At 70.1% G+C, this 17481-nt stretch carries 9 protein-coding genes; 3 read left to right on the top strand and 6 right to left on the bottom strand.

Annotated elements, in window-relative coordinates; all coding sequences use genetic code 11:
* Positions 1–138: 138 nt before the first annotated feature.
* Positions 139–1845, bottom strand: coding sequence for a maltose alpha-D-glucosyltransferase (treS, locus tag ACFVW8_RS32970; RefSeq protein ID WP_389696573.1), 1707 nt, complete (start codon positions 1843–1845; stop codon positions 139–141).
* A complete protein-coding gene (locus ACFVW8_RS32965) occupies positions 1842–3893 on the bottom strand; it encodes an alpha-1,4-glucan--maltose-1-phosphate maltosyltransferase (RefSeq protein ID WP_389696571.1) in 2052 nt (683 codons plus the stop codon). Before ACFVW8_RS32965 ends, treS begins: the two co-directional genes overlap by 4 nt.
* Before the next feature lie 762 nt (positions 3894–4655).
* Between ACFVW8_RS32965 and glgP the strand changes: the two genes are divergently transcribed.
* The gene (gene glgP, locus ACFVW8_RS32960; protein WP_389696569.1) at positions 4656–7259 is read left to right on the top strand and encodes an alpha-glucan family phosphorylase; all 2604 of its coding nucleotides are present in this window, start codon (positions 4656–4658) and stop codon (positions 7257–7259) included.
* 238 nt (positions 7260–7497) lie between these two features.
* Positions 7498–8718, top strand: a complete 1221-nt coding sequence (locus ACFVW8_RS32955) for an alginate lyase family protein (protein WP_389696567.1) — start codon at positions 7498–7500, stop codon at positions 8716–8718.
* An 81-nt stretch (positions 8719–8799) separates the two neighbouring features.
* Here ACFVW8_RS32955 and ACFVW8_RS32950 read toward each other — a convergent pair whose 3' ends face one another.
* Both ACFVW8_RS32950 and ACFVW8_RS32945 read right to left on the bottom strand, forming a co-directional pair.
* The gene (locus tag ACFVW8_RS32950; RefSeq protein WP_389696565.1) at positions 8800–10836 is read right to left on the bottom strand and encodes a M4 family metallopeptidase; all 2037 of its coding nucleotides are present in this window, start codon (positions 10834–10836) and stop codon (positions 8800–8802) included.
* A gap of 163 nt (positions 10837–10999) precedes the next feature.
* Positions 11000–11908 (bottom strand): TetR/AcrR family transcriptional regulator C-terminal domain-containing protein, encoded by a 909-nt coding sequence (locus ACFVW8_RS32945; RefSeq protein ID WP_389696563.1) that lies wholly within the window; start codon positions 11906–11908, stop codon positions 11000–11002.
* 138 nt (positions 11909–12046) lie between these two features.
* Between ACFVW8_RS32945 and ACFVW8_RS32940 the strand changes: the two genes are divergently transcribed.
* The gene (locus ACFVW8_RS32940) at positions 12047–13639 is read left to right on the top strand and encodes an MFS transporter (RefSeq protein WP_389696561.1); all 1593 of its coding nucleotides are present in this window, start codon (positions 12047–12049) and stop codon (positions 13637–13639) included.
* 49 nt (positions 13640–13688) lie between these two features.
* Here the strand turns inward: ACFVW8_RS32940 and ACFVW8_RS32935 are convergent, their stop codons facing one another.
* Entirely contained in the window at positions 13689–15593 is a 1905-nt protein-coding gene (locus tag ACFVW8_RS32935; RefSeq protein WP_389696559.1) for an ABC transporter ATP-binding protein, read from the bottom strand.
* Entirely contained in the window at positions 15590–17461 is a 1872-nt protein-coding gene (locus ACFVW8_RS32930; protein WP_389696557.1) for an ABC transporter ATP-binding protein, read from the bottom strand. The genes ACFVW8_RS32935 and ACFVW8_RS32930 overlap by 4 nt, the downstream gene beginning before the upstream one ends.
* Positions 17462–17481: the final 20 nt, after the last annotated feature.

Raw genomic sequence — 17481 nt, 5'->3', positions numbered from 1 at the left:
CCACTCGCCCCACCACCCACTGGAACCAACCCCCAAGTTGAAACATGTAGGGGACCCAACTGTTCCTTTTGGGGGGTAGCTGCCCGGGGGCGGCGCGGCTAAACCCGCCCCCCACGGGGCCTGTGCCGCGACTCCCGGTCAGGCGGCGGGCGCGTCCTTGCGGAGGCGGAACCAGTAGAAGCCGTGTCCGGCGAGAGTCAGCAGGTAGGGCCACTGACCGATGGCGGGGAAGCGCACCCCGCCGATCAGCTCCACCGGATGACGCCCGCTGAAGGACCTCAGATCGAGCTCCGTCGGCTGCGCGAACCGCGAGAAGTTGTGCACGCACAGCACGAGGTCGTCCCCGTGCTCACGGGTGAAGGCGAGCACCGCGGGGTTGGACGAGGGCAGTTCGGTGTACGAGCCGAGGCCGAACGCCGGGTTCTGCTTGCGGATCTCGATCATCCGGCGCGTCCAGTGCAGCAGCGAGGACGGCGAGGCCATCGCCGCCTCCACGTTGGTGACCTGGTAGCCGTAGACCGGGTCCATGATCGTGGGGAGGAAGAGCCGTCCCGGGTCGCTGGAGGAGAAGCCGGCGTTCCGGTCGGGCGTCCACTGCATCGGGGTGCGTACGGCGTCCCGGTCGCCGAGCCAGATGTTGTCGCCCATCCCGATCTCGTCCCCGTAGTAGAGGATCGGGGATCCGGGCAGGGACATCAGCAGCGCGGTGAACAGCTCGATCTGGTTGCGGTCGTTGTCCAGCAGGGGCGCCAGCCGACGCCGGATGCCGATGTTGGCCCGCATCCGCGGATCCTTGGCGTACTCCGCGTACATGTAGTCGCGTTCTTCGTCCGTGACCATTTCGAGGGTCAGCTCGTCGTGGTTGCGCAGGAAGATGCCCCACTGGCAGCCGGACGGGATCGCCGGTGTCTTGGCCAGGATTTCCGAGACCGGGTAGCGGCTCTCCCGCCGTACGGCCATGAAGATCCGTGGCATCACGGGGAAGTGGAACGCCATGTGGCACTCGTCGCCGCCGGCCCGGTAGTCGCCGAAGTAGTCGACGACGTCCTCCGGCCACTGGTTGGCCTCGGCGAGCAGCACGGTGTCCGGGTAGTTGGCGTCGATCTCCTTGCGGACCCGCTTGAGGAAGTCGTGGGTCTCCGGGAGGTTCTCGCAGTTGGTGCCCTCGCGCTGGTAGAGGTAGGGCACGGCGTCGACCCGGAAACCGTCGATGCCGAGGTCCAGCCAGAACCGCAGCGCGGAGATGATCTCCTCCTGCACGGCCGGGTTCTCGTAGTTGAGGTCGGGCTGGTGCGAGAAGAACCGGTGCCAGTAGTACTGCTTGCGCACCGGGTCGAAGGTCCAGTTGGACGTCTCGGTGTCGACGAAGATGATCCGGGCGTCGGGGAACTGCTTGTCGTCGTCGGCCCAGATGTAGTAGTCGCCGTACGGGCCCTCGGGGTCGGTGCGGGACTGCTGGAACCAGTCGTGCTGATCGCTGGTGTGATTCATGACGAAGTCGATGATCACGCGCATCCCGCGCTGGTGCGTCGCGTCGACGAACTCGACGAAGTCGGCGAGATCGCCGAACTCGGGCAGCACGGCTGTGTAGTCGGAGACGTCGTAACCGCCGTCGCGCAGAGGCGACTTGAAGAACGGCGGCAGCCAGAGGCAGTCGACGCCCAGCCACTGGAGGTAGTCCAGTTTGGCGGTGATCCCCTTCAGATCTCCGATGCCGTCGCCGTTGGAGTCCTGGAAGGAACGGACGAGGACCTCGTAGAAGACGGCACGCTTGAACCAGTCGGGATCGCGGTCCTTGGCCGGGGTGTCCTCGAACGTGTCGTGGACGGGCTCGTTGACGATCATGGTGTGGGTGACCCTCCGGTCGGCGGGGACGGTCGCAGGACGGCGATGTGCGCGGGCGTCACGCCCGGCTCCAGACGCACATAGAAGGTCCTGCCCCAGTGATAGGAAGTGCCGGTGAGCTCGTCGCGCACCGGCACGCTCTCGTGCCGGTCGAGGCCGAGATGCGGCATGTCCAACGAGACGGTCGCCTCCTGGGTGTGGTGCGGGTCGAGGTTGACGACCATCAGAACGGTGTTCGAACCGGAGCGCTTGCTGTACACGATCAGGGCGTCGTTGTCGGACGAGTGGAAGTGCACGTCACGCAGCTGCTGAAGCGCCGGGTGGCGGCGCCTGATCCGGTTGAGCGAGGTGATGAGCGGGGCCAGTGACCGGCCTTCGCGCTCGGCGGCTTCCCAGTCCCTGGGCCGGATCTCGTACTTCTCCGAGTCGAGGTACTCCTCACTGCCGCTGCGGATCGGGGTGTTCTCGCAGAGCTCGTACCCCGCGTACACCCCCCAGGTGGGGGAGAGCGTCGCCGCGAGCACCGCCCGTGCCTCGAAGGCGGGCCTGCCGCCCTCCTGGAGATATCCCGGAAGGATGTCGGGGGTGTTCACGAAGAAATTGGGCCGCATGCAGGCGGCCGTCTCACCGGACAGTTCGGTCACGTAATCCGTGATTTCCTGCCGGCTGTTGCGCCAGGTGAAGTAGGTGTACGACTGCTGGAATCCGATGGTGGCGAGAGCGTGCATCATCGCGGGACGGGTGAATGCCTCGGCCAGGAAGATCACATCGGGATCGGTGCGGTTGATGTCGGCGATCACCTTCTCCCAGAAGATCACCGGTTTGGTGTGCGGATTGTCGACGCGGAAGATCCGTACTCCGTGATCCATCCAGAAACGAAGGATGCGGACGGTCTCCGTGACGATTCCGCGCAGATCCTTGTCGAAGGCGATCGGATAGATGTCCTGGTATTTCTTGGGAGGGTTCTCCGCGTAGGCGATACTGCCGTCCGTGCGGTGATGGAACCACTCGGGGTGTTCGGTGACCCAGGGGTGGTCCGGGGAGCACTGGAGGGCGAAATCCAGTGCGATCTCCATGCGCAGGTTATGGGCCGTCTCCACGAAATGGTCGAAGTCGTCGAGGGTGCCGAGATCGGGGTGCACGGCATCGTGGCCGCCCTCGGCCGAGCCGATCGCCCACGGCACCCCCACATCGTGCGCCGCGGGGGAGAGGGAGTTGTTCGGGCCCTTGCGGTGAGTGGTCCCGATGGGGTGGACCGGTGGCAGGTAGACCACGTCGAAACCCATCGCGGCGACCGCCGGCAGCCGCTCGGCCGCCGTGCGGAAGGTGCCGCTGACCACCCGGGGCGGCTGCGCAGCGGCGGCCCGCGCCTTGGCCGAACGGCCCTTGCCCGCCGGCTCGGCAGGCACGGCCGCTTCGGTCCTGGCGCCCTCGGAACGGGGGAACAGCTCGTACCAGGAGCCGAACAGCGCGCGCCGGCGCTCGACGACGAGCGGGTGCGGACGCGAGGCGGTGACCAGCTCACGCAGGGGGTGGCGGGCCAGCGCCTCGCCGGCCTCGGGGGTGAGCGCCGCGGCCAGCCGGGCGGCGGCCGGGCGGGAGGTGTCGCGCAGGGCGTCCACCGCACACAGCACCGCCTCGCGCCCGTCGCGCTTGGGCACGCCCTCGGCGGCCCGCTCGTACAGCTCGGCGCCCTCCTCCAGGACGAGCGCGATGTCGATCCCCGCCGGGATCTTGATCCGGGCGGTGTGCCGCCAGGTGGTCACCGGATCGCTCCAGGCCTCCACGGTGTACGTCCACCGGCCCTCGGCGTCCGGGGTCACATCGGCGCCCCAGCGGTCGGTGCCCGGGGCGAGCTCGCGCATCGGGGTCCAGGGTCCCGGGCGCCCGCTCGGGTCCCGCAGGACGACATCTGCCGCGACCGCGTCATGACCCTCGCGGAAGACGGTCGCGGTGACCTGGAAGGTTTCACCGGAAACAGCCTTGGCGGGCCTCCGTCCGCAATCGACGAGCGGGCGGACGTCGAGGACGGGAATGCGACCGATCATGGAATCACCTGGGGACTGGAGCTCGGACTCAACAGGGCGCGCTGCGGCTGCGGAGGGCTGGACGCGCGCGCCGCGACGGTGGGGTTCCGTCCTTTCTAGCTGCTCCGTTGACGACTGGTGGGGTGTGGGCATGGCCGCTCCTGTCCGCGTTCACTCGAATAGCACTCGAATGGATGAGGCGCGGGTGTCGTGCACGGGTGTGGACCGAATGCGCGTGGGCCGTACCGATTGCATACGAACCGCGGGCGGATCGCCGCCGAACGGCGGATGAATGGACCGTGGGCCTGAGTGGATCGCGTTCGGCGGTCATCGGAATGCATTCGTTCCGGGTACCGGAGAAGCCTTCCCATGGATGACGGTGGGCCAATCCGGTGGTGTGTTAACTACTCGGGCGTATCTGTGACGGTCTGAATGCGCCGGGCTCCGCCGCGCGTGCGCGGGGTCGCGGAAAGCCGGCGCACGCGGGGACTGCGGGCGCCACTGGGCAGCCTTCCCTGTGGGGCGAAGGCCCACAAGGCCGTACGAGGGGAGGGAATCGGCCATAACGCCTGTGACGGATGTGTCTGGATCTGCGTCCCGTGCCGAACGGTGCCCAGGAGGGCGGAGCGTAAGGGGCGGTCGGCCAGCCGGGGTCGCACGCCACCGGACGGCCGTGCGCCGTGGTTGCCGAGTGCCGCACACCGCTACCTTCGAGGGTGACGGAGCGGCGCACACCGTGGTGCGTCCCCTCGGATTCGTACGTCCCCTGTAAAGGTGGAATACGTGAAGGCCATTCGTCGATTCACCGTGCGTCCCGTCCTCCCCGACCCCCTTCAACCGCTCAGCGACCTCGCGCGCAACCTGCGCTGGTCCTGGCACACCGAGACCCGTGAGCTCTTCCAGGAAGTCGACCCGGTGGCCGGCCGGGCGGCGGACGGCGACCCCGTGCGCCTGCTCGGAGCCGTGTCCGCGGGCCGGCTCGCCGAGCTGGCCCGCGACGAAGGCTTCCTGCGCCGTCTGACCGAGGTGTCCGCCGGTCTCCAGGACTATCTGGAGGGCCCCAGGTGGTACCAGGAACAACTGGCGCAGGGCGCCGGGCTGCCCGCCGCCATCGCCTATTTCTCGCCCGAGTTCGGGGTGACCGCGGCGCTGCCCCAGTACTCCGGCGGACTCGGCATCCTCGCCGGGGACCATCTCAAGGCCGCCAGTGACCTGGGCGTGCCCCTCGTCGGCGTCGGCCTGCTCTACCGCCACGGCTACTTCCGCCAGAGCCTGTCCCGGGACGGCTGGCAGCAGGAGCACTATCCCGTCCTCGACCCCAACGAACTGCCGCTCACCCTGATGCGTGAGGCCGACGGCACGCCGAGCGAGGTGGTCCTGTCGCTCCCCGGCGGCCGGTCGCTGCACGCCCAGATCTGGCAGGCCCGGGTGGGCCGGGTGCCGCTCCTCCTGCTCGACTCCGACGTGGAGGAGAACGCCCCCGGCGAACGCGAGGTCACCGACCGGCTCTACGGCGGCGGCAGCGAGCACCGGCTGCTCCAGGAGATGCTGCTGGGCATCGGCGGGGTGCGCGCCGTGCGCACCTACTGCCGTCTCACCGGCCACCCGGCGCCCGAGGTCTTCCACACCAACGAGGGCCACGCCGGCTTCCTCGGCCTCGAACGCATCCGGGAGCTCTCCGGCACCGGCCTGGACTTCGGCTCCGCCGTGGAGTCCGTCCGGGCGGGCACCGTCTTCACCACCCACACGCCGGTGCCGGCCGGGATCGACCGGTTCGACCGCGAACTCGTCGCCCGGCACTTCGGCGACGACGGGGAGCTGCCCGGCGTATCCGTCGAACGCGTCCTGCACCTGGGCAACGAGACCTACGAAGGCGGCGACCCCGGCGTCTTCAACATGGCCGTGATGGGCCTGCGGCTCGCCCAGCGGGCCAACGGCGTCTCCACCCTGCACGGGGCCGTCAGCCGCGGAATGTTCGCCGGGCTGTGGCCGGGATTCGACGCCCCGGAGGTGCCGATCACCTCCGTGACCAACGGGGTCCACGCACCCACCTGGGTCGCCCCCGAGATCTACCGGCTGCGCACCGAGTCCGGCGGCACCCCGGGGCGCTGGGACTCCGCCGCCGGCATCCCCGACCGGCAGCTCTGGGACCTGCGGCGGACGCTGCGCGAACAGCTGGTGACCGAGGTGCGGCAGCGGCTGCACGCCTCCTGGCGGACCCGGGGCGCGGAGCCCGCCGAACTCGGCTGGATCGACGGCGTGCTGGACCCCGACGTGCTGACGATCGGCTTCGCCCGCCGGGTGCCCTCGTACAAGCGGCTGACGCTGATGCTCCGTGACCGCGACCGGCTGCGGGGGCTGCTGCTCCACCCGGAGCGGCCGATCCAGATCGTCGTCGCGGGCAAGGCACATCCGGCCGACGACAGCGGGAAACGGCTGGTCCAGGAGCTGGTCCGGTTCTCCGACGACCCCAGGGTGCGCCATCGCATCGTCTTTCTGCCCGACTACGGGATGGCGATGGCCCAGAAGCTCTACCCGGGCTGCGACGTCTGGCTGAACAACCCGCTGCGCCCGCTGGAGGCGTGCGGTACGAGCGGGATGAAGGCCGCGCTCAACGGCTGTCTCAATCTGTCCGTTCTCGACGGGTGGTGGGACGAATGGTTCGAGCCGGACTTCGGCTGGGCGATCCCGACGGCCGACGGCTCCGCCATGGACGAGGACCGGCGTGACGATCTGGAGGCCAACGCGCTCTACGAGCTGATCGAGGACCGGGTGGCGCCGCGCTTCTACGACCACGGGGGCGAAGGGCTCCCGGACCGCTGGATCGAGATGGTCCGCCGCACGCTGGGCACCCTCGGCCCCAAGGTCCTCGCGGGGCGCATGGTCCGGGAGTACGTGGAGCGGCTGTACGCCCCAGCGGCCCTCGCCCAGCGCTCCCTGGACGCCACCGCCGCACGGGAGCTCGCCGACTGGAAGGCCAGGGTCCGGGCGGCCTGGCCGCGGGTGGCGGTCGACCACGTCGAGGCGGTGACGCCCACCGAGGCGGGCGGTTCGGCGGAGCTGGGCTCGACGCTGGCCCTGCGGGTCCGGATCACCCTCGGGGCGCTGGAGCCGGACGATGTGGAGGTGCAGGCGGTGGCCGGCCGGGTCGACTCCGCCGACGCCATCACGGACGCCCAGGTCTTCCCGCTGAAGCCTGCCGGGGGTCAGGACCTGGAGGGCCGCTGGCTGTACGACGGCCCGCTCGCCCTCGACCGCACCGGCCCCTACGGGTACACCGTGCGGGTGCTGCCCGCCCACCGGCTGCTGGCCAGTGGTGCCGAACTCGGCCTGGTCGCCCAGCCGACGGAGGCCGCCGGAGAGGGCGCGGGGCTGCTCATGCGCTGACGTCCTGACGTCCCGTTCTCCCGCTCCCGTACAGGGCCCGGCACCGCTCCACCGGTGCCGGGCCCTTCGTTTTCTGAACACAGGTGCTTGACGTGTCCATGCGATGCATTTAAGTTCCTCACTCATCGCAGGGTTCACAACTCGACTCAGAATTCATGTCTGTGAACTTCATCTTCCTGAACTTCACTGGTTTCGAGTCGAGTCGCCGGACCTCCTCCGCACCGGAAGGCACCCCCACATGCGCACCGGAACCATCGGGCGCGGCCTCGGCCTCGCCACCGCCCTCGCGGCACTGATCACCGGCTTCTCCATGGCCCCGGCCTCGGCCGGCCGGGCCGTCCCGGACCGGGCCTCCCCGGCGGCGGTCGCGGCCCCCGCCGCCTTCACCCACCCCGGCGTCCTCGTCAGCCGCCCCCAGCTGGACTTCGTGCGGGACAAGGTGCAGGCCGGCGCGCAGCCCTGGAAGAGCGCGTACGACCAGATGATGGGGAGCAAGTACGCCTCGCTCACCCGGACGGCCAAGCCGCGGGCGGTCGTCGAGTGCGGCTCCTACTCCGACCCCAACTACGGCTGCACCGACGAGCGCGAGGACGCGATAGCCGCCTACACCCTCTCGCTGGCCTGGTACATCACGCAGGACAGCCGGTACGCCCAGAAGGCCGTCGAGATCATGGACGCCTGGTCGGCCGTGATCAAGGACCACACCAACAGCAACGCGCCCCTCCAGACCGGCTGGGCCGGCTCCTCCTGGCCACGGGCCGCCGAGATCATCAAGTACACGTACAGCAGCTGGCCGAACGCGGGCCGGTTCTCCACCATGCTGCGCGACGTCTACCTGCCCAAGGTCATCAACGGCTCGAACAGCAACGGGAACTGGGAACTGAGCATGACCGAGGCCGCGATCGGCATCTCGGTCTTCCTGGAGGACCGCACCTCGTACGACAAGGCGGTCAGCACGTTCCGCGGACGTGTTCCCGCGTACATCTATCTGACCTCGGACGGGGCGCTGCCGAAGACCGCGCCCGGCAGCGGTCTCGACACCCGCGAGAAGATCATCAACTACTGGCAGGGCCAGTCGACCTTCATGGACGGTCTCTCCCAGGAGACCTGCCGCGACCTCACCCACACCGGCTACGGCCTCTCCGCCATCTCGCACATCGCGGAGACCAGCCGGATCCAGGGCGAGGACCTCTACCCGGAGATCGCCGACCGCCTGCGGCACGCGCTCGGCCTGCACGCCAAGTACCAGCTGGGGGAGGCCGTTCCGTCCTCGCTCTGCGGCGGATCGCTGAAGGACAACCTCGGCCCGGTCACCGAGGTCGGGTTCAACGCGCTGCACAACCGGATGGGCATCGCGATGACCAACACCCAGACGCTCACGGAGCAGCGCAGGCCCGCCGGGACGGACAACCTGTTCGTCGCCTGGGAGACGCTGACCCACGCGGACAACCCGGGCTGAGCGCGCGACCGCCCGGGAGGAGTGGGTTCTCCTCCCGGGCGGGATGCCGCGTCAGCTGCGAGGCATGCGGTGGGGCGTGGTTCAGAAGGTCAGCTTGAAGCTGTTGATCTTCCCGGTGTCGCCCGAGTAGACGTCCTGGACCTTCAGCTTCCAGGTACCGTTCGCCGTCTCCGACGAGGCGTTGACCGTGTACGTGGTCTTGACGTTGTCCGCCGAGTCGCTGGAGGAGGAGTTCTTCAGCCGGTAGGCGGTGCCGTCCGGGGCGACCAGGTCGAGGACGAGGTCACCGCGGTAGGTGTGGGTGATGTCCACGCCGGCCTTGAGGGTGCTCGGGGCGTTGCCGGTACGGCCGGTGACGTTGACCGAGCTGGTGACGGCCGAGCCGTGGTCCGGGATGGCCGTCGCGGTGGTGTTCTCGAAGACGGTGCCACCGGGGTCGGTGTCGCCGCCGGGGCGCGAGCCGACGTTGATGCCGGCCCAGGCATCGGCCACGGCCTTGTACTCGGCACTGGTCGTGCCGTACAGCTCACCGGCCGCGGCGAGCGTGCCCGTGCGGGCGCCCGCGTAGTTCGTCGTCGAGCTGAACTTCGTGGTGAGCGCCTTGAACCAGATCAGGGCGGCCTTGTCGCGGCCGATGCCGGTCACCGGCAGGCCGTCGGAGGTCGGGGAGTCGTACGAGACCCCGTTGATGGTCTTGGCGCCGCTGCCTTCGGAGAGAAGGTAGAAGAAGTGGTTGGCCGGGCCCGACGAGTAGTGGACGTCGACGTTCCCGAGGCCCGAGTACCAGGCGTCCTTGGACGCGCCGTCCTTGCTCGGCTTGTCCTGGTAGCGCAGCGGGGTGCCGTCGCCGTTGATGTCGATCTTCTCGCCGATGAGGTAGTCGCCCTTGTCGCTGGCGTTGTCGGCGTAGAACTCGACGGCGGTGGCGAAGATGTCGCTGGTCGCCTCGTTGAGGCCGCCCGACTCACCGCTGTAGTTCAGGCCGGCGGTGTTCGAGGTGACGCCGTGCGTCATCTCGTGCGCGGCCACGTCCAGTGCGGTCAGCGGTGAGGCGTTCCCGCTGCCGTCGCCGTACGTCATGCAGAAGCAGCTGTCGTCCCAGAAGGCGTTGACGTAGCTGTTGCCGTAGTGGACTCGCGAGTACGCCCCGACGCCGTCACCCCGGATACCCGTCCGGCCGTGCACGTTCTTGTAGTAGTCCCAGGTCTCGGCCGCACCGTAGTGGGCGTCGGCCGCGGCGGTCTCGGCGTTCTGGGGGGTGCCGTCACCCCAGATGTCGTCCGAGCCGGAGAAGAGGGTGCCCGTGCCGGACGTACCGTTCTTCAGGTTGTACGTCTTGTGGTTGCCGCGGGTGGTGTCGGTCAGGTTGTACGACCCGGAGGTGTTGAGGGTGACCTGCCCGCTGTACTCGGTGTTGCCGGTGCCCTTCTCGATGGCCTGCCACTCGTAGAGCTTCGCGCCGGTCGTGGCATCCGTGACGACGTGGAGGGCGTTCGGGGTGCCGTCGTCCTGGAGCCCGCCGACCACGGTCTCGTAGGCGAGCTGCGGCTTGCCCGACGCCATCCAGACGACCTTGCGCGGCGCCTTCTCGGCGGCGGTCTTCGCCGAGCCGTCGGCCTTCGCCGCGCCGAGCGCCTGCTTCTCGGCCGCCGCCGGCGCGACCTCCGCGGTCGTGCCCACGGCCTTCAGCTGGGCGGTGGTCGCCTTGGACGCCTTGGTGACGCCCTGGGTCGCGCCTGCCTTCGACGTCTGGACGATCAGGTCGCCGCCGAGGACCGGGAGTCCGCTGAAGGTGCGCTCGTAACGGGTGTGTGTGGTGCCGTCGTTGTCCTGGATCACGTCCCGGACGACGAGCTTCTCCTGCGAGCCGAGACCGAGGTCCTTGGCGGTGGCCGCCCTGCTCGCGTTCGCGTCGCGGATCAGCTCCGCGCGCTGGGAGGGGGAGAGCTGCTTGGCCAGAGCGCCGTGATCGGCACCGGCCGAGGCTGCTGCGGCGGCGCCGGTGGCGCCTGCCGGTGTTGCGGTGGCTGTGCCGGTCTGGACTCCGGCGGCCAGAAGAGCTGCTGCGGCTATCAGAGCGCCGGTCGCGGTGGCACGACGGCTGGGCGTGGATCTCACGCGGACTCCTTCTGCAAGGGGGGTACCGGCGGCTGGGTGAGCCGTCCGGGCAGAGCAGGCAGTGCGCAGAACGGGGTGAACAGTGTCAGCAGAGGGACGTATCTGTCAGGACCGCGTCAACAAGATGGCCGGAATTCGTCCGTTGCCGTAATGGTCATGTTCGTTAAGCGGACGTTTCGCCGATCATCACCGCGATGCCGTCCAGCGTCCTCTGTAGCCCGAATTCGAAGAGTGTGTCGAGGTCGAGCTCGAAGGTGTCGTGTTCGAAAAGAGTGTGGAGAACCTGGAAGTTCCCACCTGTTGAGATGGCGTCGAACTGTGGCTCGTTCCGCGCCATCCACTCCTCGTCGGACAGTCCGGTGTCCTGGCGCGCCTGCGCCTCCATGTCGGCGGCCAGGGCCAGCCCCTGCACATAGGCGAAGAGGGTGAGGTGGGTGTGGAGCTTGGCGTGCGGAGGGAGCCCGGTGTCCTTGAGGGCCCTCAGCGTCCACTCCGTGTATCGCATCGCGTGGGGGGAGGCCGTGGGCCGGGTGAAGGAGGCCATCGCCTGCGCCATCCACGGATGACGCCCGTACACCGCGCGCAGCCAGCGGGCGGCGAGTTCGAGACCGGTCCGCCAGTGGTGCGGAACGGGGCCCAGCGGACGTTCGCCGAAGGCCGCCTCCGACATCAGCCGCACCAGTTCGGCCTTGCCCGGAACATGGCGGTACAGGGCCATGGTGGAGGTGGCCAGGATGGTCGCGATCCGGCGCATCGATACGGCGGAAAGGCCCTCGGAGTCGGCCAGTTCGACGGCGGTGCGGACGATCCGGTCGCGGCTCAGCGCCGGGCCGCCCCCGGCGGCGACGGGTGAGATCCGGTCCTCGACGACGGTCCCGATGCCCGGAACGGCCCGTACGAGACCCTCCGCGCGCAGTACGGACAACGCCTTGGTGGCCGTCGCCATCGCGACACCCCACTCCCGGACGACGGCGCGGGTCGAGGGCACCCGGTCACCCGGGGCGAGTTCGCCGGAGGCCATCCTCCGGCGCAGCTCGGCGGCGATCCTGAGGTAGGGCGGTTCGGTCGGCACGGAGTGGACTGTACTAGTGCACCGCGAACGCTGTACACCGCCCTGAACTGCCCGGATCAGTCACGGTCGACGGCCCCGCAGGGCGATGCACTACGGCGCTGTTTGTGATGTACGTGGGCCCACTGCTGTGCTCCCGGCATGACTTCCTCACCGCCGGCCGCCCTTGCGGGACGCCGTGAATGGACCGCACTCGGCGTGCTGATGCTGCCGCTGCTCTTCGTATCCATGGACGTCTCCATCCTGTTCTACGCGCTGCCCGCCATCGGCGCCGATCTGGAGCCCGGCTCCACGCAGCAGTTGTGGATCCTCGACATGTACGGCTTCGTCCTGGCCGGGCTGCTCATCACGATGGGGGCGCTCGGCGACCGGATCGGCCGCCGGAAGGTGCTGATGGGCGGCACCGTCGTCTTCGCCGCCGCATCACTCGCCGCCGCCCTCGCACAGTCCGCGGAGGCGCTCATCGCGGCCCGTGCGCTGCTCGGGGTGGGTGGCGCCTGTCTGATGCCGTCCACGCTGGCGCTCGTCCGCAACCTGTTCCACGACAGGGAGCAGAGGTCCCGGGCCGTCGCGGTGTGGACGACCGTCATGGCCACCGGGATCTCCGTCGGGCCGGTCGTCAGCGGCATCCTCCTCGAACACTTCCGGTGGGGCGCGGTGTTCCTGATCAACCTGCCGGCGATGGCGCTCCTTCTCGCGCTGGCTCCGGTCCTGCTGCCGGAGTCCCGGAGCCCGGTGAAGGCGCGGTTCGACGTCCTGAGCGCCGTGCTCTCGCTGGCTGCCCTGCTTCCGTTGATCCACGGCATCAAGGAGATCGCCAAGCACGGCTACCGGCCGCTTCCGGCCCTCGGCATCACCGTCGGACTCGTCCTCGGACTTCTGTTCGTCCGCCGCCAGAACCGGCTCGCCCACCCGATGGTCGACCTCGCGCTCCTGCGCCGCCGCGCCTACGGAGGCTCGGTGCTCGTGAACCTGCTGGCGATGGCCGCCACGATCGGCTTCGCCGCGTTCTTCTCGCAGTACGTCCAGTCCGTCCTCGGCAAGAGCCCCTTCGAGGCCGCGATGTGGAGCCTGGTGCCGTCCCTCGGTGTCATCGTCGCCGCACCGGCCGCCGGAGCGCTCGCCAAGCGCGTGGACCGCGGATACGTCATGGCGGGCGGGTTCGTTGTCTCGGCTGCGGGCTTCCTCTGGCTCACCGGGACCCGGACCGGCTCCCCGCTCTGGGTGACGCTGGCGGGCTCGGCCGTCTACGCGGGCGGCCTGGTCGCGGCGATGACGCTGGCCAACGAACTCGCCCTGGGCGCCGCGCCACCCGAGCGCGCGGGCTCCGCCGCGGCCGTCCTCGAATCGGGCCAGGAGCTGGGCGGGGCGCTGGGCATGGCGCTGCTGGGTTCGCTCGGCGCGGTCGTCTACGGGCGCGATATGACCGACGCCGTGCCGGGCGCCCCCGACGCCGCGCGGGAGACCCTGGGCGGCGCGGTCGCCGCGGCCCGGGACCTTCCGTCGCACGACGGGGACGCGCTGCTCTCCGCCGCGTTCGACGCCTTCACCCACGGTCTGAACGCGGCTGCGGCGGGCGCGGCAGCGGCGATGGCGGTGGCGGCGCTGATCTCGGCCGTGGTGCTGCGGCGGGCCGGCGAGCCCGGACCGGAGGAGGGCCGGCTGCCGGAGGCCCCGCTCGCGGCGGAGCTGCCGGGCGGCACGCCCGGACGCGTGGCTGTGGAAGGGCGATGACGGCAGGCACCCGGCCCGCAGCGCGGGCCGGGTGCCGGACGCCGCCCCCTCAGACCAGGCTCTCCCGCCACACGCGGTGCAGACCCGCGAACCGGCCGGTGCCGCCGATGAGTTCGGACGGGGTGCCGTCCTCCACGATGCGGCCGTGCTCCATCACCAGGACCCGGTCCGCGATCTCCACGGTCGACAGCCGGTGGGCGATCACCACGGCGGTGCGGCCGTGCAGCACGGTGTCCATCGCCCGCTGCACCGCCCGCTCGCCCGGGATGTCGAGGGAGCTGGTCGCCTCGTCGAGGATCAGCACCGCCGGGTTCGCGAGCAGGGCGCGGGCGAAGGCGACCAACTGGCGCTGACCGGCCGAGATCCGGCCGCCCCTCTTGCGTACGTCGGTGTCGTATCCGTCGGGCAGGGTGCTGATGAAATCGTGGGCGCCGATCGCCTTGGCGGCCTGCTCGATCTCCTCACGGCTCGCGTCGGGACTGCCGATGGCGATGTTCTCGGCGACGGTCCCCGAGAACAGGAACGCCTCCTGGGTCACCATCACCACCCCGCGCCGCAGTTCGGGGACGGCGAGATCACGCAGGTCGGTCCCGTCCAGCAGCACCCGGCCCTCGGTCGGGTCGTAGAAACGGGCCAGCAGCTTGGCGAGCGTCGACTTCCCGGCGCCCGTCGAACCGACCACCGCCACAGTCTGCCCCGCCGGAACGGTCAGATCGAAGCGGGGCAGCACCTCACCACCCGTGCGGTAGGCGAAGCGCACCGAGTCGAAGACCACCGCGCGGCCCGGGAGTTCGCCCGTGAGCGGCGACAGCTCCCGCGGTTCCAGGGCCTCCGGGACCGTGGGGGTCTGGGCCAGCAGACCCGCGATCTTCTCCAGCGAGGCCGCCGCCGACTGATAGGAGTTGAGGAACATGCTGAGCCGGTCGATCGGGTCGTAGAGCCGGCGCAGGTACAGCACCACCGCGGCCAGCACGCCGAGCGCGAGGGTGCCGGAGGCGACGCGGTAGGCACCCCACAGCACGATCGCGGCCACCGCGGTGTTGGCGACCAGCCGGGAGCCGATGACGTACCGCGCGTTCTCCAGCATCGCGTCGCCGTTGACGCGCCGGTGCTCGTGGTTCAGCCGCCGGAAGGCCGTGTCGTTGACCGGCTCGCGGCGGAAGGCCTGGACGGGACGGATGCCGTTCATCGTCTCCGCGAACTTCACGATGACGCCGGCGATGGCCGTCGACCGCGCGGCGAAGATCGCTCCGGCCCGGCGCTGGTAGAGGCGCACCAGCAGATACAGCGGGACGAACGAGAGCACGGCGACGGCGCCCGTCGCGAAATCCAGCCAGAGCAGCATCACGGAGATCGAGACGAAGGAGAGGACGACCCCGATCAGCTCCTGGAGCCCCTCGCTGAGCAGCTCTCGCAGTGACTCCACATCGGTGGTGGAGCGGGAGATCAGCCGGCCCGAGGTGTACCGCTCGTGGAAGTCCACACTCAGCGCCTGGGCATGCCGGAAGATCCGGCCGCGCAGATCGAGCAGGGCGTCCTGGTTGATCCCGGCGGAGGCCCGGATGAAGGCGTACTGCATGGCGCCCGCGCCGACGGAGCACAGGCCGTAGCCGACGGCCACGGCGATCAGCGGCCCGTAGTCCTTGTCCCGGAACGCGGGCACCCCGCTGTCGATGGCGTACGCGACGAGCAGCGGACCGGTCTGTACCGCGATCTGCTGGACCAGCAGGAACAGCGCGGCCACCACGACGCGGCGCCGGTGCGGGCGCAGCAGCGAGAGGAGCAGCTCGCGCGTCGCGCCCCGGGGAGTGGGCAGGTCGTCACGGTCGAACGGGTCCCCGGGCCGCTTCGCCGGGGCCTCGGCCGCCGGCTCCTGGGCCGGTGCGGGGCCGGTTTCCTCGTCCCGCTCGCTGCCGCCAGGTCCCTCGGGACGACCGGTCGTGGTGCTTGTCATCGGGTACTGCTCCCCTCGGCAGCGGCGTCCGCCCCCGCAATGTCGTCGGCCGGTGCGACCGCGGGGGTCACGCCGGTGAGGTCCTCGCCGGACGGCGTCTCGGCGCCGGACATCAGCAAGGCGTACTCGGCATTGCCGCGCAGCAGTTCCTGATGGGTGCCGACCGCACTGATCCGGCCCTCCGAAAGGAGCGCCACCCGGTCCGCGAGCATCACGGTGGACGGCCGGTGGGCGACCACCACCGCCGTGGTCTCCCGCAGCACGCTCCGCAGCGCGGCCTCGACCAGCGTCTCGGTGTGCACGTCCAGTGCGGAGAGCGGGTCGTCGAGCACCAGGAACCGCGGCCGGCCGACGACGGCGCGGGCCAGCGCGAGGCGTTGGCGCTGACCGCCGGAGAGACTCAGCCCCTGCTCGCCGACCTGGGTGTCGACCCCGTGCGGCAGGTCGTGGACGAAATCGGCCTGCGCGACCGAGAGCGCCCGCCGCAAGGCGTCCTCGTCGGCGCCCTCGGCGCCCATCAGGACGTTCTCCCCGACGCTCGCCGAGAAGAGCGTCGGTTCCTCGAACGCCACGGACACCAGTTCCCGCAGCCGCTCGCGCGGCATCGCGGTGATGTCCTCGCCGTCCAGGGTGATCCGGCCGGACGTGGCGTCGTGCAGCCGGGGAACGAGCGCGGTGAGCGTGGTCTTGCCGCAGCCCGTGGCCCCGACCAGGGCCATCGTCTCGCCGGGACGGATCCGCAGATCGATCCGGGACAGTACGGGGGCGGACCCCTCCTCCGCGTCCGGGTAGCGGAACCGGACGCCCTCGAAGACCATGCCGCCGGCCTCGGAGACCTCACCGGGCGAGGTGTTCCCGGGTGCGGCGGTGTCCTCCTCCTCGGCCACGTCCATCACTTCGAAGAACCGCTCGGTCGCCGTCGCCGACTCCTGGCTCATCGCCAGCAGGAATCCGATCGACTCGACCGGCCAGCGCAGCGCCAGCGCCGTGGAGAGGAACGCGACCAGCGTGCCCGCCGAGAGCCCGCCGTCCGCGACCTCGATGGTGCCGAACACCAGGGCCGCCCCGATGGCGAGTTCGGGGATCGTCGTGATGAGGGCCCAGATGCCCGCGAGCAGCCGTGCCTTGTCGAGCTCCGTGGTGCGCAGCCGCTTCGAGAGGGCGCGGAAGGCCAGGGCCTGGCTGCGGTGCCGGCCGAAGCCCTTGACGATCCGGATGCCGAGGACACTCTCCTCGACCACCGTCGTCAGATCGCCGACCTGGTCCTGCGCCCTGCGCGCCACCAGCGCGTACTTCGATTCGAAGACCGAGCAGACGACCATCAGCGGCACCACGGGGATGAGCAGCACCAGGCCGAGCGTCCACTCCTGGACCAGCAGGATCACGAAACCGACCAGGACCGTGGTGGAGTTGACCACCAGAAAGGTCAGCGGGAAGGCCAGGAACATCCGTACCAGCATCAGGTCCGTGGTCCCGCGCGACAGCAGCTGGCCCGACGGCCAGCGGTCGTGGAAGGCCACCGGCAGGCGTTGCAGATGCCGGTAGAGATCGGCCCGCATCGACGCCTCGACGCCGGCCAGCGGGCGCGCCACCATCCAGCGCCGCAGCCCGAACAGGAACGCCTCGGCGATCCCGAGCAGCAGCAGGTACAGCGCACCGAGCCAGACCCCGCCGGGATCCCGGTCGGCGACCGGGCCGTCGACGATCCACTTCAGCACGAGTGGGATCACCAGGCCGAGACAGGAGGCGAGGATCGCGACGACGGCCGCACCGGACAGCCGGGCCCGTACCGGCTTCACGTACGGCCACAGCCGCACCAGGGAGCGGACGGCGGACCGGTTTTGGGGCTCTGCATGTTCTTCGGGCATCAGGGGCGAGCCTACGGTTG

Source organism: Streptomyces sp. NPDC058221, from assembly GCF_042882365.1.
Lineage (GTDB): Bacteria > Actinomycetota > Actinomycetes > Streptomycetales > Streptomycetaceae > Streptomyces.
The sequence above is the reverse complement of the archived record's forward strand: the minus strand, read 5'-3'. Positions and strand labels throughout refer to the sequence as shown.